16 protein-coding genes and 1 pseudogene are annotated in these 20,910 nt (G+C 67.9%); 4 read left to right on the top strand and 13 right to left on the bottom strand.

The window, feature by feature from the left end; genetic code table 11:
• Positions 1-120 precede the first annotated feature (120 nt).
• The 3 genes from ettA to OU994_RS02340 all read right to left on the bottom strand — a co-directional run bounded on the left by ettA (position 121) and on the right by OU994_RS02340 (position 3,212).
• Entirely contained in the window at positions 121-1,788 is a 1,668-nt protein-coding gene (ettA, locus tag OU994_RS02330) for an energy-dependent translational throttle protein EttA (RefSeq protein ID WP_131148337.1), read from the bottom strand.
• Positions 1,789-1,875: 87 nt separating this feature from the next.
• The gene (gene rarD / locus OU994_RS02335) at positions 1,876-2,781 is read right to left on the bottom strand and encodes an EamA family transporter RarD (protein ID WP_281609468.1); all 906 of its coding nucleotides are present in this window, start codon (positions 2,779-2,781) and stop codon (positions 1,876-1,878) included.
• Complete coding sequence (locus tag OU994_RS02340; protein ID WP_281609469.1) at positions 2,778-3,212, bottom strand: GNAT family N-acetyltransferase; 435 nt, start codon at positions 3,210-3,212, stop codon at positions 2,778-2,780. Before OU994_RS02340 ends, rarD begins: the two co-directional genes overlap by 4 nt.
• A 122-nt stretch (positions 3,213-3,334) precedes the next feature.
• Between OU994_RS02340 and OU994_RS02345 the strand changes: the two genes are divergently transcribed.
• Both OU994_RS02345 and OU994_RS02350 read left to right on the top strand, forming a co-directional pair.
• Positions 3,335-5,209 (top strand): potassium transporter Kup, encoded by a 1,875-nt coding sequence (locus tag OU994_RS02345; RefSeq protein ID WP_373922601.1) that lies wholly within the window; start codon positions 3,335-3,337, stop codon positions 5,207-5,209.
• A gap of 144 nt (positions 5,210-5,353) precedes the next feature.
• Positions 5,354-5,794 carry an FKBP-type peptidyl-prolyl cis-trans isomerase gene (locus OU994_RS02350; RefSeq protein WP_281609471.1) on the top strand — a complete coding sequence of 147 codons (441 nt, stop codon included), beginning with the start codon at positions 5,354-5,356 and terminating at the stop codon, positions 5,792-5,794.
• Between the two features lie 67 nt (positions 5,795-5,861).
• Here OU994_RS02350 and OU994_RS02355 read toward each other — a convergent pair whose 3' ends face one another.
• The 4 genes from OU994_RS02355 to OU994_RS02370 are packed head-to-tail and all read right to left on the bottom strand — an operon-like array spanning position 5,862 to position 12,682.
• The gene (locus tag OU994_RS02355; RefSeq protein ID WP_281609472.1) at positions 5,862-8,252 is read right to left on the bottom strand and encodes an ABC transporter permease; all 2,391 of its coding nucleotides are present in this window, start codon (positions 8,250-8,252) and stop codon (positions 5,862-5,864) included.
• A gap of 10 nt (positions 8,253-8,262) precedes the next feature.
• Positions 8,263-10,677: an ABC transporter permease gene (locus tag OU994_RS02360; protein ID WP_281609473.1), complete on the bottom strand. Its 2,415-nt coding sequence runs from the start codon at positions 10,675-10,677 to the stop codon at positions 8,263-8,265.
• Entirely contained in the window at positions 10,674-11,354 is a 681-nt protein-coding gene (locus tag OU994_RS02365; protein ID WP_131148331.1) for an ABC transporter ATP-binding protein, read from the bottom strand. Before OU994_RS02365 ends, OU994_RS02360 begins: the two co-directional genes overlap by 4 nt.
• A gap of 44 nt (positions 11,355-11,398) precedes the next feature.
• A complete protein-coding gene (locus OU994_RS02370; RefSeq protein WP_281609474.1) occupies positions 11,399-12,682 on the bottom strand; it encodes an efflux RND transporter periplasmic adaptor subunit in 1,284 nt (427 codons plus the stop codon).
• Between the two features lie 171 nt (positions 12,683-12,853).
• Between OU994_RS02370 and OU994_RS02375 the strand changes: the two genes are divergently transcribed.
• Both OU994_RS02375 and OU994_RS02380 read left to right on the top strand, forming a co-directional pair.
• Positions 12,854-14,254 carry a sigma-54 dependent transcriptional regulator gene (locus tag OU994_RS02375; protein WP_281609475.1) on the top strand — a complete coding sequence of 467 codons (1,401 nt, stop codon included), beginning with the start codon at positions 12,854-12,856 and terminating at the stop codon, positions 14,252-14,254.
• On the top strand, positions 14,244-15,485 hold the full coding sequence (locus OU994_RS02380; protein WP_281609476.1) for a PAS domain-containing sensor histidine kinase: 1,242 nt from the start codon (positions 14,244-14,246) through the stop codon (positions 15,483-15,485). The genes OU994_RS02375 and OU994_RS02380 overlap by 11 nt, the downstream gene beginning before the upstream one ends.
• 184 nt (positions 15,486-15,669) lie before the next feature.
• On the opposite strand, the gene OU994_RS02385 is transcribed toward OU994_RS02380, so the two are convergent.
• The 6 genes and pseudogenes from OU994_RS02385 to OU994_RS02410 form a co-directional block, all read right to left on the bottom strand.
• Entirely contained in the window at positions 15,670-16,122 is a 453-nt protein-coding gene (locus tag OU994_RS02385) for a GNAT family N-acetyltransferase (protein ID WP_281609477.1), read from the bottom strand.
• Between the two features lie 54 nt (positions 16,123-16,176).
• Positions 16,177-16,603, bottom strand: a pseudogene (locus OU994_RS02390) (organic hydroperoxide resistance protein).
• A gap of 169 nt (positions 16,604-16,772) precedes the next feature.
• Positions 16,773-17,816, bottom strand: a complete 1,044-nt coding sequence (locus tag OU994_RS02395) for a histone deacetylase family protein (RefSeq protein ID WP_281609478.1) — start codon at positions 17,814-17,816, stop codon at positions 16,773-16,775.
• Between the two features lie 27 nt (positions 17,817-17,843).
• Entirely contained in the window at positions 17,844-19,439 is a 1,596-nt protein-coding gene (gene gshA, locus OU994_RS02400; protein ID WP_281609479.1) for a glutamate--cysteine ligase, read from the bottom strand.
• 150 nt (positions 19,440-19,589) lie between these two features.
• Positions 19,590-20,426, bottom strand: a complete 837-nt coding sequence (gene prmC / locus OU994_RS02405; protein ID WP_281609480.1) for a peptide chain release factor N(5)-glutamine methyltransferase — start codon at positions 20,424-20,426, stop codon at positions 19,590-19,592.
• 2 nt (positions 20,427-20,428) lie between these two features.
• Complete coding sequence (locus OU994_RS02410; protein ID WP_307731787.1) at positions 20,429-20,908, bottom strand: disulfide bond formation protein B; 480 nt, start codon at positions 20,906-20,908, stop codon at positions 20,429-20,431.
• Positions 20,909-20,910: the final 2 nt, after the last annotated feature.

Consider the following 20,910-nt stretch of genomic DNA (forward strand, 5'->3'; position numbering starts at 1 on the left):
GGAGTCCGTTCTCGTTCGTGCGGCCAGCATTGAAGCCGGCAGGATTCAAGCAGCCAGGATTCAAGCAGCCAGAATCCATGCGGCCCGAATTCTGGCGGCCAGAGTTCAAGCGGCCATCGTTCAGTTCGTGAGTGGCTTGTAGCGGATACGCTTCGGCTTGGCGCCTTCCTCGCCGAGGCGCTTCTTCTTGTCCGCTTCGTATTCCTGGTAGTTACCGTCGAAGAACGTGACCTGCGAATTGCCTTCGAATGCCAGGATGTGCGTGGCGATGCGGTCCAGGAACCAGCGATCGTGGGAAATCACCATCACGGAACCGGCGAATTCCAGCAGCGCATCTTCCAGCGCGCGCAGGGTTTCCACATCCAGGTCGTTCGACGGTTCATCCAGCAGCAGCACGTTGCCGCCCTTGAGCAGCGTCTTGGCCAGGTGCAAACGGCCGCGTTCGCCGCCGGACAGGTTGCCGACGATCTTCTGCTGGTCGCCACCCTTGAAGTTGAAGCGGCCCAGGTAGGCGCGCGACGGCATCTCGAAACGGCCCACGCTCAGCATGTCGGCACCGCCGGACACGTCTTCGAACACGGTCTTGTTGTTGGCCAGTTCGTCGCGGTTCTGGTCGACCAGCGAGACTTTCGCGGTCTTGCCGATGACGACTTCGCCGCTGTCCGGCGTGTCGATGCCGGCGATCATCTTGAACAGCGTCGATTTACCGGCGCCGTTCGGGCCGATGATGCCGACGATCGCGCCCGGCGGCACGATGAACGACAGGTTGTCGATCAGCAGGCGGTCGCCGAACGCCTTGGACACGTTCTTGAATTCGATGACATCGTTCCCGAGGCGCTCGGCCACGGGAATGAAGATCTCCTGCGTCTCGTTGCGCTTCTGGTATTCGTATTCGGACAGCTCGTTGAAGCGGGCCAGGCGGGCCTTCGACTTGGCCTGGCGCGCCTTCGGGTTCTGGCGCGACCATTCCAGTTCCGTCTTCAGCGCCTTCTGGCGTGCCGATTCGGTGGATTCTTCCTGCTGCAGGCGGGCCTGTTTCTGGTCCAGCCACGAGCTGTAGTTGCCTTTCCACGGGATGCCGTGGCCGCGGTCCAGTTCCAGGATCCATTCGGCGGCGTTGTCGAGGAAGTAGCGATCGTGGGTGATGCCGACCACGGTGCCCGGGAAGCGCAGCAGGAATTGCTCGAGCCATTCGACGGATTCGGCATCCAGGTGGTTGGTCGGTTCGTCGAGCAGCAGCATGTCCGGCTTGGACAGCAGCAGCTTGCACAGCGCCACGCGGCGTTTTTCACCGCCGGACAGCACGCCGATTTTCGCATCCCAGGGCGGCAGGCGCAGCGCGTCGGCGGCCATTTCCAGCTGCAGGTTCAGGTTGCCGCCATCGGCGGCGGCCAGGATCGATTCCAGGCGCTGCTGCTCGGCGGCCAGCGCGTCGAAGTCGGCATCTTCCTCGGCGTAGGCGGCGTACACGGCGTCCAGCTTCGCTTGCGCCTCGAACGCTTCGCCCAGGCCCGATTCCACTTCCTGGCGCACGGTCTTTTCCGGGTCGAGCTGGGGTTCCTGCGGCAGGTAGCCGATCGACAGGCCCGGCATCGGGCGCGCTTCGCCCTGGATGTCCGTATCGATGCCGGCCATGATTTTCAGCAAGGTCGACTTACCGGAGCCGTTCAGGCCCAGCACGCCGATCTTCGCACCCGGGAAGAACGAGAGCGAAATGTCTTTCAGGATCTGGCGCTTGGGCGGGACGATTTTGCCCACGCGGTTCATGGTATAGACGTAATTTGCCATTGAGAAATTCTCGAATTGAGTGATGTAACTTTAAAGAAGGTCAACAAGGATACGCCAAACGGTGCCGGAGGGCCAGTGAGCCGCCAGTCAGGCCGCCGTCCGCCGGCTGGCCCAGAACCCTTCCGCGATGTACAGTGCCAGCGCGCTCCAGATCACGATGAAGCCGGCCAGCCGCGCTGTCGAGAACCTTTCGTGGAAGACGAGCAGCCCGAGGATCATCTGGATCGTCGGCCCGATGTACTGCAGCATGCCGAGCACCGACAGCGGGATCTTGCGCGCGCCGGCGGCGAACAGCAGCAGCGGGATCGCGGTGATCGGGCCCGCAGCCACCAGCAGCGCGCGCGTCCAGTCGCTGGGCGTGTTGACGAAGGTGTTGGCGCCATGGACCGTCAGCCAGATGACATAGCCGCCGGCAAGCGGAAACAGCAGCAGTGTTTCGAACGACAGGCCTTCCAGCGCCGCCAGCGCGGCGGTCTTGCGCAGCAGGCCATAGGTGCCGAACGTGGCGGCCAGCGCCAGCGCGATCCATGGCAGGGCGCCGGCCTGCCAGGTGAGCCAGGCCACGCCGGTGGCGGCCACGCCGATCGCCAGCCACTGGCCGCCGCGCAGCCGCTCCTTCAGCACGAACAGGCCAAGCAGCACATTGAACAGCGGCGTGATGAAGTAGCCCAGGCTGGCGTCGATCACATGGCCGTTGTTGACGGCCCAGATGTAGATGAACCAGTTGGCCGACAGCAGCAGCGCGCTGGCGGCGAAGGTGGCCACGATCCTCGGCTGTTTCAGCACCGTGGGCAGCCATTTCCACTGCCGGCGCACGCTCAGCACGATGCACAGGAACAGCAGCGACCAGACCATGCGGTGCGCCAGGATTTCCAGCGGCGGCACTTCGCCGATCGCATGGAAATACAGCGGGAACAGCCCCCACAGCAGGAATGCGGTGGTGGCGTTCAGCACGCCGCGGTAGCTGTCCTCCTTGTGCGCCGCCTGCGTCATGCCAGTTCCAGGTGCAGGATCGGATACGGGTGGCCGAAGGGATCGCGCGCCGAGCGGCCAACCTGGCGAAAGCCCATCCGCGCGTAAAAGCCGGCGGCCTGGGCATTCTGCTCGTTCACGTCCACCCTGGTGGCGCCCAGGGTGCCGATCGCGAACGCCGCCAGCGCGCGGCCGGCGCCGCCGCCGCGCCGGTCCGGGTGCACGAACAGCATTTCGATGTTGCCGTCGGCCACGCCGATGAACGCATAGGGCGCGCCGGCAACGTCGCGCAGGCAGTACAGTGGCGCAAACGTGCCGAGCAGTTCGCGCACCAGTGGGACCAGCGTGGCCAGGGCTTCCTCGGACAGGAAATCGTGGGTGGCCCGCACCGCTGCCTCCCATATCTCGAACAGGCGGGGGGGATCGGCGGCGGTGGCCTTGTCGATTTGCATGCTGTCATCCTTCATGAGGCGCGACCTTATCACAATGGCGTAGCATGCGCTGGTCGTCGCCGGCTTGCTTTTAGAGGGCGGTTGGCCTATTGTGCAGTGCGCAAAAACATAATACGGGTGCAATTTTGACAGACAAAAAAAGCAGCCTCGCCACGCTGACGCTGGCGGCGGTAGGCATCGTCTACGGCGACATCGGTACCAGCCCTCTCTACACACTGAAAACCATCTTCGATCCCGACCATGGCCTGGCGCTGAACGAAGCCAACCTGCTGGGTGTCGTGTCGCTGATCTTCTGGGGACTGACGATCGTCGTCTCGCTGAAGTACGTCACGCTGGTGCTGCGTGCCGACAACCGGGGCGAGGGTGGCATCATGGCCCTGATGGCGCTGGCGCTGAATTCGGTCAGCAAGCGCTCCGGCTGGCATTTTCCCCTGCTCGTCCTGGGCGTGCTGGGCGCCACCATGTTCTACGGCGACAGCGTGGTCACGCCGGCGATTTCCGTGCTGAGCGCGATCGAAGGCCTGGAAGTGGCCACCCCTGCACTGGAGCACTACGTGGTGCCGCTGACCATCGTGGTGCTGGTGTCGCTGTATTCGGTGCAGCGCCACGGCACGGCCGGCATCGGCCGTTTCTTCGGGCCCGTGATGGTGCTGTGGTTCGCCGCGCTGGCGATCATGGGCATCGTCAACATCGTCGAACGGCCCGATATCCTGCGCGCCCTCAACCCGCTGCACGCGGTGCACTTCATGATCGACAACGGCTTCGTGGCGTTCGTCGGCCTGGGCGCCGTGGTGCTGGCGTTCACCGGCGCCGAAGCGCTGTACGCGGACATGGGCCACTTCGGCAAGCGGCCGATCCGCATGGCATGGTTTGCCGTGGCATTTCCCGCGCTGTCGCTGAACTATTTCGGCCAGGGCGCGCTGCTCCTGCACGCGCCGGAGGCGATCTCGAACCCGTTCTTCCAGCAGCTGGGCAGCTGGAGCATCTACCCGCTGGTGGTGCTGGCCACGATGGCCACCGTGATCGCCTCGCAGGCGACGATTTCCGGCACGTTCTCGATGACCAAGCAGGCCATCGCCCTGGGCCTGCTGCCGCGCATGCGCATCATGCACACGTCCGAGCACCAGATCGGCCAGATCTACATCCCGGCCGTCAACTGGCTGCAGCTGATCGTCGTGCTGATCGCCGTGATCGGCTTCGGTTCCTCGGATGCCCTGGCCGGCGCCTACGGCATCGCCGTCTCGGCCACGATGCTGGCCACCACGATCCTGACATTCTTCGTGATCCGCTACCGCTGGCACCTGCCGCTGCCGCTGTGCATCGCCGCCACCGGCTTCTTCCTGGTGATCGACGTGCTGCTGTTCTCGGCCTGCACGCTGAAGCTGTTCCATGGCGGCTGGATGCCGCTGCTGCTCGGTACCGCGCTGTTCACGATCATGCTCACGTGGCGCACCGGCCGCCAGCTGGTGTTCCAGAACCTGGAAAAGCATGCGATCCCGCTGGAAGACTTTCTTTCCTCGCTGTTCGTGGCGCCGCCGGCGCGGGTGCCCGGCACCGCGGTGTTCCTGCGCGGCGAAAGCGATGGCGTGCCGCATGCGATGCTGCACAACCTGTCGCACAACAAGGTGCTGCACGAACGGGTGGTCTTCCTTACCGTGCACATCCTGGAAGAACCGTATGTGGCGGCGGCGGACCAGGTGCGCATCACCGACCTGGGGCACCAGTGCTTCCAGGTCAACGTGGACTACGGCTTCAAGGACGAGCCGGACATTCCCGCCATCCTCGACCGGTGCGCCGACTACGGCCTGCGCTTTGAGATGATGGAGACCTCGTTCTTCATCGCCCGCCAGACCGTGATCTCGGCGCCGCAGCAGGGCATGGCGCCGTGGCGCGAACACCTGTTCGTGGCGATGTCGCGCAATGCCCGCGCCGCGGCCGACTATTACCAGATCCCGCCGAACCGCGTGATCGAGCTGGGCACCCAGGTGGAGATTTGAGATCGTTGCCGTGAATTTGTAAAGAAATGTTGTGCCAGGGGAGCGGCAGTGGCAGTCTGTTAAACTTTCGCTCCACCGGCAACCTGCCATCCACCGTTTTCAACGAATTTTCAACGAATTTCCAATCCAGGTAAGAGTGACCATATGAAATCGATTTTCCAAATTCTCGCGACGCTGGCCTGCGCGCTGTCCCTGACTGCTTGCGGCGGCAGCGACGACGCACCGGTGACGACCCCTGCCGCCCCGACCGTGACGAAGGTCGACCTGGCCGTGGGCACCGGCATCGAAGCCATCGCCGGCGACACCCTCACCGTGGCCTATACCGGCTGGCTGTACGATGAAACCAAGCCCGAAAACAAGGGCGCCCAGTTCGACCAGGCTGTCGCAGCCACTCCGTACACCTTCCAGCTCGGCAAGGGCATCGTGATCCCCGGCTGGGACCAGGGCGTGGTCGGCATGCGCGCGGGCGGCAAGCGCCGCCTGATCATCCCGGCGGCCCTGGGCTATGGCTCGGTGGCGCGCGAGAAGATCCCCGCCAACTCGACGCTGATGTTCGAGATCGAAGTGCTGACCATCAAGCGCTGAGCTTCGGTACAAAAAAATGGCGGCCTGCGGGCTGCCATTTTTTTTGCCGCGTTCGCGCCCGTCAAAGTCAGTCGCGCAAGGCGCCCACAGGCGCCAGCCGCAACGCGGCCAGCGTATGGCGCGCCGTGGCCAGCAGCGCCACCAGGGCCGCCAGCAGCGTTGCCGCCACGAGCGGCCACTGGCCCAGCGGCGCGCGCTCGACGAAGCCGGCCAGGTAGCGCTCGATCGCCAGCCAGGCCAGCGGCAAGCCGAGCAGTGCGCCGGCCGCCAGCAGGGCGGCGAATTCGCGGCCCAGCAGCCGGGCGATGGCGCCCTTGCCGGCGCCGTACAGCTTGCGCAGCACGATCTGCCGGCGGTTGCGCTGCACGCTGTAGGCGGCCAGCACATAGATGCCGAATGCGGCCAGGCCGACCGCGAGCGCGCTGGCCGTTCCCAGCATCCTTGCCAGCCGCGCATCTTCCTGGTAAGTCTGCGAGAACGGGGCGGCCGCCGGCTGCACGGCCATGATCCGGTCCGGGAAATAGCGCTGCCATATTGGTGCCAGCGCGCGTTCCGCTTCGTCCACGCCGGCCGCCGTGCGCAACGTGAGCACGCCATACTCCGGCGCCAGGATGTAGACGATCGGTTCGGTGCGCTGGCGCAGGTCGTTGTGGCGGATGTCCGGCGCGATGCCGACGATCGCGCCGCGCTCTGCGAACGGCGCCTGGCCGACCGCGGCTTGCGGAGCAGGGAAGTCCAGTGCGGTGGCGGCCGCGGCGTTCAGCACGAGGGCATTGCCATTGGCCCGGTCGGTATCGGCCCGGTACAGGCGGCCGAACTGCGGCCGGATGCCGTACACCTCGAAGAATTCCGGCGACACCGGCTTGATCTCGAAGCGCAGGTCGCGCCCGTCGCGGGTGCGGAAACCCTGCACGATCTTCCTGCCATCGCGGCCGACCGCCTCGGCCGACAGGGCCACGCCACCGGCCAGTGGCAAGCGGCGCACCGCTTCGGCGAAGGCCAGGATGGCCTCCGGCTTGGCATCCTGCGGCAAGTCCACCGTGACCAGCTGCCCGGGATTGAAGCCGGGATCGGCCTGGCTGGCGAAGCGCGTTTGCCATGCCACGGCGATGGCCATGCCGCCGAGCGCGATCGCGGTGGCGAACTGCAGCGCCGTCAGCCCCCGGCGCAGCCATAGCCCGCCTACCGTTTCGCTGTTGTCGCGCCCCGCCAGCGCCGCCGCCGGGCGCACGCGCAGCGCCACCAGGGCCGGCCAGCCGCCAGCCAGCACGCCGGTCAGCAGCGCCGCCAGCAGGGCAAGGGCGATACGCGCCGGGGCGAAGAAGCCTTGCAGCGTGCGGTCGACCAGGCCGGCAAAGGTGGGCAGCAGCATCCACGCGAGCATCATGCCCAGCACCGCGGCCAGCATGGACACCAGCACCGATTCGGCAAGGAACTGCGCCGCCATGCGCGGTGCACTGGCGCCGAGCAGCTTGCGCAGGCCCGATTCGCGCTGGCGCTGCTGGGCACGCACGGTAGCCAGGTTGACGTAGTTCGTCACGGCCAGCAGCAGCACCAGCAGCGCGATGCCAGCCAGCGCCAGCACGGTGGAACGCTTGCCGTAGCTGTCGCCGCTGCGGCTGGCCGCCATGTCGGGATCGAAATACGCATCCGGCAACGCCACGATCTTGACCTCGGTGCCGGGACCCTGCATGGTCTTGCCCATCGGGCCGCTGCGCATGCGCTGTTCCATCGGCGAGGCGTCGACGGCCGCCTGCAGCAGCGCTTCCAGTTGCCTGGCATCGGCGCCCGCCTTCAGCTTGAGGAAGACACCGCCGCGCTTCCAGTCCGGTACCAGCGTCCGTTCGGCCGCCGGGCGTGCACGACTCAACGGTCCGGCCAGCGCTTCCCAGCGGGTCGTGGCGTTGGCAGGCGGATCGGGCAGCACTGCCGCCACCCGCAGGGTCTCGCCGTTCACCTGCACCGTGCGGTCCAGGACGCCTGCCGCCGTGCCGAACAGCCGGCGGGCGGTTTCCTGCGTCACCGCCAGTGCATCGGGCCGGGACAGGACCGCTGCGACGTCGCCGGCCACGGGCACGATGCCGAAAATCCCGGCAAACGCCGGGTCGACGGCCAGCAGCGCCACTTCGTGCAGGTGTTCGCCGGCCCGTATGGGTGTGTCCAGCGGCACGGCGATGCTGGCCTGTTCCACCATGCCGCTGTCCAGTGCCACCTGGCGCAGCGGCAGCATCGCACGGGTATTCCAGTCCGGGCGGGGGAACCAGTTGATGCGCTGCTTCAGTTGCACCACCCGCGCGGCGTCGGGCACGTGGCTGTCGTAGCTGAAGCAGTAGCGCACGTAGCCGAGCAGCAGGAAGCACGCGGCGAAGGCCAGCGCCAGCCCGAGCACGGTCACCAGGGAAAAGCCGGGCTCGCGCAGCAGCAGGCGCCAGCCGATACGGAAATCACGCAACGTCATCGTTTCTCCTTCAGGATCGCAGGATGGTCCCGGGCGTGGCGCGCAGCGCCGCCACGGTATGGCGCAGGGTGGCAAGGGCGGCTACCAGCACGGCGATGGCGGCGGCGCCCAGCAGCGTCCAGCCGCCGATCGGCGCATGGTCGACAAAGGCGGCCAGGTAGGCGCGGATCGCCAGCGCGGCCGGAGGCAGGCCGATCACCGCGCCCAGTGCCAGCAGCACGGCGAACTCGCGTCCCAGCAGCCTGGCGATGGCGGCCCGGCCCGCGCCGTGCAGCTTGCGCAGCACGATCTCGCGGCCGCGCCGCTGCACGTTGTAGGCCGACAGCACGTAGATGCCGAACGCCGACAGCAGGATGGCGACGATGCTGGCGGCACCCAGCAGGGAGGCCAGCCGGAGGTCCTGCGCGTAGCTCTCGGCGAGGTAGCTGGCGGCCGGGCGCACTTCGGGCATATCGTCCGGGAAGAACTTGCCGAACAGGCCGATCGCCTGCCGTTCCAGTTCACGCAGGTCGCCATCGCCGCGGATCGTCAGCACCGAGGCGTCCAGCGCGTTCCGGTAGTACATCGGCTGCGGGTTTTCGCGCAGCGATTCATGGCGCAGGTCCGGCGCGATGCCGATCACGCGCGCCGTCATCCGCTTGCCGTCGTGCTCGAACGATACCAGGCCGCCCACCGCGGCTTGCGCCGAAGGGAATCCCAGAGCCAGCGCGCCTGCTTGGTTCAGCATGACGGTGCCCGGCGCCGCGTCCCGTTCGATCTTCGGATCGAAGGTGCGCCCCGCCACGGCCGCCACGCCATACACCTGGAAGAAATCGGCCGACACGTTGCGCGACACCAGCACGGTCTCGCGCCCGCCCAGCCGCCGGATCGGGCCATTCTGGCCGGCGAACGGCTGGCCCACCGCGTTCTCGGAAAACGCCACGCCGCGCACCTGCGGCAGGCGGCGCAGCGCTTCCCGGTACTGCAGGCCCTGCGGGCCTTGCCACAGCGCGCGCGGCAGCGACACCGTGAGCAGCGGCGCGGCATCGAAGCCCGGATCGGCCGCGCTGGCAAAGCGGGCCTGCCAGGCGATGGCCAGCGTGGATGCCGTCAGGCCCATCGCCACGGTCAGCTGCAGCACGGTCAGCACCCGCCGCAGCCACAGGCCGCCACGCGGTTCCATCTCGCGGCGCATGGCCAGCACGGCAGCCGGGCGCATGTCCAGCGCAATCCATAGCGGGTAAAGGCCGGCCAGCAGGCCGGTCACCATGCCGACGGCCAGCGCCGCCAGGACGCTGGCCGGCGACATCATCTGGTCGAGCGGGCGGTCCAGCATGCCGGACAGGGCAGGCAGCAGCAGCCAGGCCAGCAGCAAACCCAGCGCGGTAGCCAGCAGGGCAACCAGCAGCGCCTCGGCCAGCAGCTGGGCGGCGAGGCGGAAGGCGCCCGCGCCCAGCACCTTGCGCAGCACGATTTCCGGCTGCCGGCGCGTGGTGCGCACGGCGGCCAGGTTGACATAATTCGCCACCGCCAGCGCCAGCACCAGCAGGCCGATGAGGCCCAGGCCGATGACGATGGACCTGTCGCCATGGGCCGTGCTGCCGGGGCGTCCTTCCAGGCTGGTGTCGAAGTACAGGTCGGGCAACGGGGTCAGCGCCAGGTCGACCATCTTGCGCGCGCCCAGCGTGCGCCGCAGGTCGGGCGGCAGCTCGCGCAGCAGCGGCGAGTTGTCGAATACACGCTGCAGGTGGGCGGTGAAGTCCGCCGGGGCGATGCCGGGTGCCAGGCGCACGTACAGGTAGCCGGCGGTCATGCCCCACGATTGTTCCAGGTGCTCGCGGTATTCACGCGGCATCAGGATGCTGTCGAAGCTGTTCAACAGTTCGTAGTGCAGGGTTGCCGTTGCCGGCGGATCGGCCAGCAGCGCGGCCACGGTCAATGCCTTGCCCTCGATGTGCAGCACCTTGCCCAGTGCCTGGCGGGTGCCCAGCGTTTTCAGTGCCGCGCCATAGGTCAGCGCGACCGCATCGGGCCTTGCCAGGGCCTGCGCCAGGTCTCCTTCCGCCGCGGCCAGGCCGAACACCTTCGTGAAGCCGGGCGTCACCGCCACGGCCTTCAGCCGCTGCAGGCCGGACGGCGTGCGCACGCTGGCCATGCCCGGCATGGCCAGTACGGCTGCCTGTGTCATGCCGCTTTTTTCGGCCACGTGCACCAGCGGCAGCGGCATGCCTTCGAACCAGCCGGGCTTGCCGATTACGTTGATATGCTGCTTGACCGCGTATACCTCGTGCGCAGCCGGCACATGGCGGTTATAGCTGAACGAAAACGCCACGTACGCGAACAGCGCGAAACAGGTGGCGAAGCCGGCCGCCAGGCCGAGGATCGTGACGGCCGAATAGCCCGGCTCGGCCGCCAGCTGGCGCCAGGCGAGACGCCAATGCCTCATGCGGCACGCAGCGCGTCGACGATGATTCGGCCGTCGAGCAGGTTCAGGGTGCGCGACGCCTGTGCCGCGTGGGCCGGCGAGTGGGTCACCATCACCACCGTGGTACCTTCGGCGTTGATGGTGCGCAGCAGGCGCATCACGTCGTCGCCATGGGCGGTATCCAGGTTGCCGGTCGGTTCGTCGGCCAGCAGGATGGCCGGGCCGGCCACCAATGCGCGGGCGATCGCCACGCGCTGCTGCTGGCCGCCGGAAAGCTGCGACGGCCGGTGCTTCGCACGGTGCGCCACGCCCAGCTTGTCCAGCATGGCCGCCACCTTCACCTTGCGTTCGCGCGCCGGCATGCCGGTGTATTCGAGCGCCAGCTCGACGTTCTCGAACACCGACAGTTCCTCGATCAGGTTGAAGCTCTGGAAGATGAAGCCGATGCGGCCGCGCCGCAGTTCATTGAGCCGCGATTCGCTCCAGCCGGCCACGTTGCGGCCCTCGAACCAGTAGTCGCCGCTGGTCGGCACATCGAGCAGGCCCAGTACCGACAGCAGCGTGGACTTGCCGCAGCCCGAAGGGCCGGTGATCGCCACATACTCGCCGGCGTCGATCTCCAGGTCTATGCGGTCGAGGGCGGTGGTCTGCACTTCACCGGCCACGTGGATCTTGCTGACGCCAGAAAGTTTGAGCATGGGATATTCCTTTGTTGAGAGTGGGAGATTACTGCAAGTCGGCACTAGTCGAGCTGCAGCCGGGTCGAGTTGCCGAAGCCGGCATAGGTGGAAACGATCACGCGCTCGCCGGGCGCGAGGCCGGACAGCACTTCGATCTGCGCGTTGTTGCGCCGGCCCGCGCGGATCGGGCGGCGTTCGGCATGGGTGGCATCGGTGAACACATACACCCACGCCGCGCCGGAGTCCGACACGAAGGCACCGTTCGGCAGCAGCAATGCCGGTGCCGGCTCGCCCAGCGTGATCTGCGCGTCCAGGCTCTGGCCGGGGCTCAGCACCGGCTGGCCTTCGGTAAACAGCAGCTCGGCGGTGAAGCGGCCATCCTTGATCTGCGGGTACACCGTGCCGACCTTCACCGGATAGCGGCGGCCGTCCTGGGTGACCACGCCGAGGCGGCCGACCGATACGCGGTTCAGGTAGTACTCGTCGACCAGCGCGGACAGCTTGAAGCGCTGCGGGTCGTCGATGCGGCCGACGCGCTTGCCGGTGACGATCGATTCCCCCACCTGCAGGCGGAAGTCGGTGAGCCGGCCGGCGACGGGTGCGCGCACCGCCAGGGCGTCGACAGTCTGCTCCACCAGCCGAAGACCGGTGGCGAGGCCCGTGATCGTTTCCTCCAGGCGCCCGAGCGCATTGCCGCGCACCTTGTCTTCCGCCTCGATGCTGTGCTGTTCGAGCGCCAGCGCGCGCTGCGCCTTGTCATGCCTGTCCCGCGCTTCTTCCAGCGCCACGGCGGAAACGTAGCCCTGGCTGGCCAGCCGCTCGGTGCGTGCCAGGGTTTTCTGCGCCTGTTCCAGTGCGAACGACAGGTCGTCCAGCCGGCGCTGGCGCTCGGTGCGGTTGCTCTGTTCGGCCACCCGCAGGGTCGACAGGTTGGAGATCTGCTGCGCGTATTCGGACTGGCGCGCCAGCAGTTCCAGGTTGCGCTGCGGGTTCGAGATGCGGAACAGCAGCTGGCCCCGGTCGACCAGGTCGCCGTCGCGGGCATGCACTTCCTCGATGCGGCCGGATTCCACGGAATCGAGCATCACGGCGGTCAGCGGTTCGGCGTTGGCGCGCACGGCGATATCGTCGCGGAAGATGCCCCGCTCGACGGTGACGATGCGCAGGTCGGCGCCGTCGACCTGCAGGCCGCGCGGCATCCAGTGCCAGATCGCGAATCCGGCGGCCAGCACCGCCAGCAGGCCGGCGGCCGCCAGCGCGATGCTGCGGCCGCGGCGGCGGGGGACGACCGTGTCCATCGCCGCGCCGCTGGCCGGCCTGGTGGGAGAGGGGGGCAGAATGTGCATGCCCCTTCTATTGCAAGGCATGTGCCAGCCCTGTTTCCGCGCCTTCCGCCGGGGTTCTGGCCGGAAGCGGACAAGGCCGGGTGTCCGCTTCCGGACAGGTCGCGAAAGCGCTGTCCGCGGGCCGAATGCTGCTGCTAGAATGCCCCGATCCCAACGCGCCAGCCTTCATTCATGTCCGATTCATCCGCCCGCATCCTGATCCTCGACGACGATGCCGACGTGGCCTGCGCGGCGCGCATGCTGCTGCGCCGCCGCTACGGCGAGGTGGCGGTGCTGCACGATCCGGCGCTGCTGGGTGGCGTGCTGGCGCGCGGCGTGCCGGACGTGGTGCTGCTCGACTTCAATTTCGCCCCGGGCCGCACCGACGGCGCCGAAGGCCTGGCCGCACTGGACGTGCTGCGCCGCCAGCCGCAGCCGCCGGCCGTGATCGCGCTGACCGCGTATGCCGACGTGCCGCTGGCGGTGGAAGCATTGAAGCGGGGCGCCGCCGACTTCATCACCAAGCCATGGGATAACGCGCGGCTGGTAGCCGCCGTCGATGCGGCGCTGGCGCGGCGGCGGCCCGCGACTGGGACGGCGCTGCGCGGTGCTTCCGAATTGATGGGCGATTCGGCGCCGATGCAGGCGGTGCGCGCCATGATCGCCGGCGTGGCGCCCACCGAGGCCAACGTGATGGTGCTGGGCGAGAACGGCGTTGGCAAGGAACTGGTGGCGCGCGCATTGCACGCGCAATCGCGGCGCGCCGCCGGCACCTTCCTCTCGGTGGACATGGGCGCGCTGCCGGAAGCCACCTTCGAGAGCGAGTTGTTCGGCCATCGCAAGGGCTCGTTCACGGATGCCAAGGCCGACCGCGCCGGGCGCTTCCAGGCCGCGCGGGGCGGCACGCTGTTCCTCGACGAGATCGGCAACATGCCGCTGGCCGGGCAGGCCAAGCTGCTGACGGCGCTGGAGCGGCGGGAGGTGACCCCGGTCGGCGCCGACCGGCCGGAGAGCGTGGATGTGCGCATCGTCAGCGCCACCAATCTCGATGAAGCGCGGCTGTTCGATCCCGCCGTGTTCCGTGCCGACCTGCTGTTCCGGCTGAACACGATCGTGGTGCGCGTGCCGCCGCTGCGCGAGCGGCGCGACGACGTGCCGCTGCTGGCGCGGCACTACCTGGCGCTGTACGAGGCGCAGTACGGCCGGCCGGCCCGGTCGATCGCGCCGGCGGCGATCGATGCGCTGTGCGGGCACCCGTGGCCGGGCAATGTGCGGGCGCTGCGGCATGCGTGCGAGCGGGCCGTGATCCTGGGCGCGCATGCGGAGTACCGGATCGACGATTTCGGACTTGCCGCGGGCGCGATGCCGGCGCTGTCGCCTGCCGTCCCGGTGGCAGCCGGAGGAGTCGGAGGAGCGGGTGGAGTGCATGCGGTGACCGCCGCCGTACGCGAGGAGGCCACGCTGTCGTCGCTGGAGCGCGAGGCGATCGCCGCCGCGCTGGCGCAGGCGCAGGGCAATATCAGCCATGCCGCGCGGATGCTCGGCGTGTCGCGTGCGGCGCTGTACCGCAAGCTGGACAAGCATGGCATCTGAGCGGGGCCTGCAATCCGAGCAGGGCCTTCGGCTGGGCGTGCTGGCCGGCGCCGGTACGCTGGCCGGCCTCGGTGCCTGCGCGGCGTCCGTGGCGGATTCGCCGCGCCTGCTGGTGCTGTGCGGGCTGGGGGCCGCCGCGGCCACGGCGGTGCTGTGGCGCTGTCTCGGGAAGCTGCGGCTGCCGGTCGCACGTCCCGAAGCGCCGGTGCCCGCCGCGGCTTGGCCGGCATCGGCCCCGGTGCTGGCGCTGGAAGCGCGGCTCGAACATGCGCCGATCGCGCTGTTCCATATCGACGGCCTGACCGGGCCGGATACCGTCGCGCCGGTCAATGCGAATGCGCGGCGGCTGGTGGCGCCGGGGCGGGCCAGCGATCCGGCGGCGCTGTACGAACTACTGGCCGCGCAGCCGGCGGACGAGCGGCGCCTGGTCAGCTTCGACACGGAGCGCGGCCTGGAGCGGGCGCTGGTGGCCGTTTCCACGCTGACCGTGCAGGGCGACGGGCAGCGGCTGGTCGCACTGATGCCGGTCGAGAGCCAGCTGGAGGCGGAAGCGCTCAACGCGTGGCGTCAGCTGGTGCATGTGCTGACGCACGAGATCATGAATTCGCTGACGCCGGTGGCTTCGCTGTCGCGCACCGCGCACGACCTGCTGGGCGAGCTGTCCGCGGACTTGCCGGCCGATGCGTCGGAAGACCTGTCCACCGCGCTCGATGCGATTGCCCGGCGCGCCGCCAGCCTGGTCGATTTCGTGTCGAGCTACCGGAGCCTGTCGACGCTGCCGCAGGCACAGCCCGAGCGGGTGCACCTGGGGCGGCTGTTCGCGCGGCTGGCGGCCCTCGTCGGCCCGCACTGGCAGGCACGGGGCGGCAGCGCCGAGTTCTCCGTCGAACCGGCATCGCTGGAAGTGATGGTCGATCCCGGCCAGCTGGAGCAGGCCCTGATCAACCTGCTGAAAAACGCCTCCGAGGCGACCGCGCAGGTGGCCTCGCCGCGCGCCGCCATCACGGCCCGGCTGGGGCGCGGCGGGCGGCTGCGCATCGAAGTCTGCGACAACGGCCCCGGCGTGCCCGTCGACCTCGCCCCGCACATCTTCACGCCCTTCTTCTCGACGAAAAAACAGGGCCGCGGCATCGGCCTGGCGATGGTGCGGCAGCTGGTGCACGGCAACGGCGGCACCGTGCGCTACGCCCGCTCCGTGAGCAACGGCGCCCGGTTCATCGTCAGTTTTTGACAACAGCAATTCTCAATTCTAGGGACAGTCCCCCCAGGAGGGACAGTCCCCCCGACTTTTACAACAAGATATGTTGTAAAAAACTTGGGGACTGTCCCTGCCGTGTGTTGTAAAAAACTTGGGGACTGTCCCTGCCGTGGGGACTGTCCCTGTCGTGGGTTTGCTACATGCTGCAGTCGCTGTTTCAGCGCAGCATGTCGATGTGCGGGATACCGTCTTCGTCGTACGGATCGCTGATGGTGGCGAAGCCGAAGCTCTGGTAGAAGGCTTCCAGGCGCTGCTGGGCGCCGATGCGGATGCGGTGGCCGGGGTGCTGCTGTTCGGCGCGGCGGATGCCTTCGGCGACGAGCTGGCGCCCGATGCCGGTACCGCGGGCGGTGGCGGGGGTGAGGATGCGGCCGAGCGACATTTCGGTGTACTTGGCGCCGGGGGCGAGGCAACGCAGGTAGGCCGCCAGGCGGCGTTCGCCGGCGACTGTCTGCCAGGCCATCAGGTGATGGGCGGCCTGGTCGTGGCCGTCCAGGTCGGGATACAGGCAGGTCTGCTCCAGCACGAAGACTTCCTGCCGCTGGCGCAGCACTTCGTACAGGTCCCCGCGCGGGATGCTTTCAAACGCCAGCCACTGCCATTCGATCATTTCAATGCCCCATGTAAAGGGGCAATTGTAAGGGCAGTGGCCGGAGAGAACCGCTTAAACGACGGTCAGCGTGACGTCGATGTTGCCGCGGGTGGCGTTCGAGTACGGGCAGACGATGTGCGCGGCCTGCACCAGCTTCTCGGCCGTTTCACGGTCCAGGCCCGGCAGCGAGATCTTCAGTTCCACTTCGATGCCGAAACCGGTCGGGATCGGGCCGATGCCGACGCTGGCGTCGATCGAGGTATCGGCCGGCACGGCGATCTTGTCGCGGCCGCCGACGAATTTCATGGCGCCCAGGAAGCAGGCCGAGTAACCGGCGGCGAACAGCTGTTCCGGGTTGGTGCCTTCGGCGCCGTTACCGCCCAGTTTCCTTCGGCGTGGTCAGCTTGACGTCGAGCACGCCATCGCTGGACACGGAACGGCCTTCGCGGCCACCGGTGGATTTAGCGTGGGCGCGGTACAGGACTTTTTCGATCGACATGGTGCAGTTCCTTTCAGTTAGGTAATATTCGATTCAATAGCGCACTATTTACAGGGTACGTATCGATTGCTTTTTTTGCTGCCTGGGACGCGGTATGCGTCGTCCATGTGCACACTATACATAGATGGCGATTTAATCGCAAGCGATTTATTGTGAAATTGTCGTGACATCACAAGGCCGTTTCAAAACCTTCCAGCACGTTGACGACGTTGGTGCCCAATTCGCGCAGCGCGCTGCCGCCCTCGAACACGAAGCAGGTCGGCAGGTTCAGCCAGGCCAGGCGCTCGCCGAGCCGCAGGAAGTCGCCGCCGCCCAGGCCGAAGCCGCCATGCGCCTCGCCCTGGAAGGTATTGGCGCCCAGCGCCACCACGAGCGCTTCCGGCCGGTACATCGACAAGCGCACGCAGGCCGTTTCCAGCGCGGTAAACCAGGCTTGCGCCGTGGTGCGGGCCGGCAGCGGCAGGTTGACGTTGTAGCCGTGGCCGGCGCGGTCGCCGGTTTCGTCGGCATGGCCGCTGTAGAACGGATACACCTGGCGCGGTTCGGCGTGGATCGACAGGCACAGCACGTCGGCCCGGTCGTAGAAGATGCCCTGCGTACCGCTGCCATGGTGGTAATCGACGTCCAGCACGGCCACGCGCTGCAGGCCATCGTCGAGCAGGTGCTGGGCGGCCAGGGCGGCATTGTTCAGGTAGCAGCCGCCGCCGAAGAAATCCGCGCCGGCATGGTGGCCGGGCGGGCGGGTCAGGGCAAAGCTGCCGCGCTCGCCCACGCGCAGCGCGTGCGCCGCGTTGACGGCGCAATCGGCACCGGTTTTCGCGGCGACCCAGGTGCCCGCGGTGAGTGGCGTGGTGGTGTCGATCGAGTACAGGCCCAGGCGCGCGCCGAGGTCCTCCGGCTCGATGTCGGCGCGCAGCGTGCGCACCGGCCACTGGGAAGCAAACGCGTCCCGCTGGGCGTGGTCCGGCGACTGGGCTGCCCATTCGCTCCAGGCATGGCGCAGGAAATGCAGGTAGCGGGGCGCATGCACGCGCTCGAGCGACATCAGCGGCACGCCGTGCGGCGTGACGATGCGCCCCAGGCCGCGCCGCCCCAGTTCGGCCAGGATGGCGTCGATGCGATCGGGCGTGTCGTGCCCGGGAACCGCGTGCCCCTGCACGAGTTCGTGCCGGGGCCGCAGTTGGCCATGCTGTTCGTTAAAGAAGGTCAGCACGCCGGCGAGGGGGAATGGACTGCGGCGTCATGCGTGGTTCGGGCACAGGTTGCTGGCGCGGTAGGCTTTCACGTAGTCGTCGAAGCTGCCCGTCTGCGTGCGCTCCAGCTCGGCCTGTTCGGCCACCGAAGTGGCGGCCAGCGCGCCGAAATGCGCTTCCTGTTCCGGGTTCGGCGGATGCGAGCGGAAGTAGGCGGCGTGCCGTTGGCTTTGCGCGAGGCCGAAGGCGGCAAACGAATTGCCGTGCCGCGCCAGTTCCCGCAGCACGGCGGCCGACGGGGTGCGTTCCGGGTCGGCCAGCTTGGGGGCCTGCTGCGCCAGCGCGTCCGCGTGCTGGGTATCGCCGCGCAGCGCATCGAGCAGTTCGGCCGCGGGGCGGATCCGTTCCAGCAGGTCCTCGCCCCAGGCGCGCAGCGCGATCTCCTGGCCATCGCGCGTCAGCGTCAGGCCGGGGCGGCGCCCTTCCTTCACCGTGCGGGCGAAGTTGCGCGCCAGGATCTCGCCTTCCTCCTCGTCGATCGCCGGGCTTTCCTCGAGTGCGCAATAGAGCAGGAAGGCGTCGAGGAAGCGGCCGGTGGCCAGGCCCACGCCGACCGGCTCGAACGGATCGACGTCCAGGCAGCGCACCTCGATGTATTGCACGCCGCGGTTGCACAGCGCCTGGATCGGCCGCTCGCCGGTGCGGATCACGCGCTTCGGCCGGATCGTCGAGTAGTACTCGTTCTCGATCTGGATCACGTTGGTCGACAGCTGCTGCCATTCGCCGTTCGCATCGCGGGTACCGATCTTCTGGTACGGCTCGTAGGGCTGGTTCACGGCGCGGGTCAGCGTGGCGACGTAGCTGTCCAGGCTGTTCTCGTGGGGGCGCAGGCCGGACTGGGCATCGTTCTGGTAACCCAGGTCGCTCATGCGCAGGCTGGTCGCATGGGGCAGGTACAGGGTATCGGCCGACAGCGCTTCCAGCTTGTGCGGACGGCCGCGCAGGAAGCTGCTGTTCAGCGCCGGCGAGGTGCCGAACAGGTACATCAGCAGCCAGCTGTTGCGGCGGAAATTGCGGATCAGCGCCAGGTAGGCTTCGGACTGGTAGGCCACCGGGGTGAGCTGCCGGGTGGCCGGCTCGTGCTCGGCCAGGATGCGCCACAGGCGTTCGTCGAGCGAGTAGTTATAGTGGATGCCGGCGATGCACTGCATGGCCTTGCCGTAGCGCAGCGCCAGGCCGCGGCGGTACACATGCTTGAGCATGCCCAGGTTCGATTTGCCATACCAGGCGATCTGGATGTCCTCTTCGGCCGGCAACTGGCAGGGCATCGATTCGCTCCACAGCAGTTCGTCGCCCAGCTTGCTGTAGGCGAAGCGGTGGATGCCGTCCAGCTTGTCCAGCGTGGTGGCGATGTCGTTCTCGGCGGGCGTGATGAACTCGGCCAGCGTCTCCGCGTAATCGGTGGTGATCTCCGGATGCGTCAGTGCCGAACCCCAGCCGGCCGGATGGGGCGTGCGCGCCAGGTGGCCATCCGGCTGCACCCGCAGCGTTTCCCGTTCGATGCCACGCAAGCCGCCCCGCAGCACGTCGCGGTGCCGTTCCTCGGCCAGCAGGGCCAGGCGGCGCGTCAGTAGAGTGGACAATTGGCTTTCCTTTCTGTGCATCAGACCAAAATATTGGTGCGAGAGTAACCGAAATTGTGAAAACACGTACGCCGGTCCCTGAACTCGCGCCGTGCCGGGTGGGCCGTTCGCGGATTCTAGCAAAGCGGTATCGCCTGCTCGGGGCGGTGGCTAACCCTCGCCAGGCGTGCTGGCCCGCCCGCCGGTCACGCGGGCGATGCCGGCCAGGTCGTGCCAGCTCTGCACGCCGGCATACGATCGGGAAGAGAGCAGCGCCTGCACGGCGGCGGACTGGTCATAGCCGTGCTCCATCAGCAGCCAGCCGCCGGCCACGAGGTGCGCCGGGGCGCCCTCGACGATGGTGCGCAGCGCGGACAAGCCGTCGGCATGGTCGGTCAGCGCGCCGGGCGGTTCGAAGCGCAGGTCGCCCTCCGACAGGTGCCGGTCGCCGGCGGCGATATAGGGGGGATTCGAAACGATCAGGTCGAACGTTCCCTGCGCAACCGCGGTGAACCAGTCGCTGTGCTGGAAGTGCACGGTCACGCCGTTCCGCTCGGCGTTGCGGCGCGCGATGGCGAGGGCATCGGGGCTGACGTCGAGGGCCGTCACCTGTGCATCCGGGCGGGCGTGGGCGATGGCGACGGCTATCGCGCCGCTGCCGGTGCCCATGTCCAGCACGCGCCCGCGCGGCGGCAGGCGCTCCAGCGCCAGTTCGACCAGCAGCTCCGTTTCGGGACGGGGAATCAGCACGCCGGGACCGACCGTGAAATCCAGCCCGTAGAATTCGCGCCTGCCGACGATGTACGCGACCGGCTCGCCAGCCAGCCGGCGCTGCAGCAGGGCGGACACGCCGGCCGCTTCGGCGTCGGTCAGCGCGCGGTCGGATTGCGTGATCAGTGCCGTGCGGGTGATGCCGAGCGCATGGCACAGCAGGATGCGCTGGTCGACGGGATCGAGCAGCGGCGCGCGCTGGAGCGCCGCCAGCGTGGTGCCGGGAACGACCAGCATGCTCATGCCTGCCGGCGCGCCAGCACCCAGATCATGGTCGCGGCCAGGATCGCGAACCAGATGGCCGACCATTGCGGCACCGACAGGCCGGCGAACATTTCCGCCTTGTCGCACAGTCCCTCCGCCTCGAACAGCCACGGCAGGTAAGTAGCGGTGGGAATCTTGTTCAGCGCGGTCGTCATCGGATCGATGCCGCACGAGAAGCCAGGGTTTGCCAGCACGTACAAATGCTTGGCGACGACGCCGAGGCCGCCGATCGCCGCCGCCAGGCCGATGCCCGCGCCGATCTTCGGCTTGCGCCCGAACGCACCGACCAGGCAGCCGATGGCCACCGCGAGGAACAGGTAGCGCTGGATCACGCACATGGGGCAGGGCAGCATGTCCTTCACGTGCTGCAGGAACAGCGCGACGGCGACCACCAGCAGGGCGGCGGCGGCGGCGGACAGGAGGACGGTGCGCGGGCTCAGCGATTTCATCGTCATTA

The sequence above is a fragment of the Pseudoduganella sp. SL102 genome (assembly GCF_027856995.1).
In the GTDB taxonomy this organism is placed as follows: Bacteria; Pseudomonadota; Gammaproteobacteria; order Burkholderiales; family Burkholderiaceae_D; genus Rugamonas; species Rugamonas albidiflava.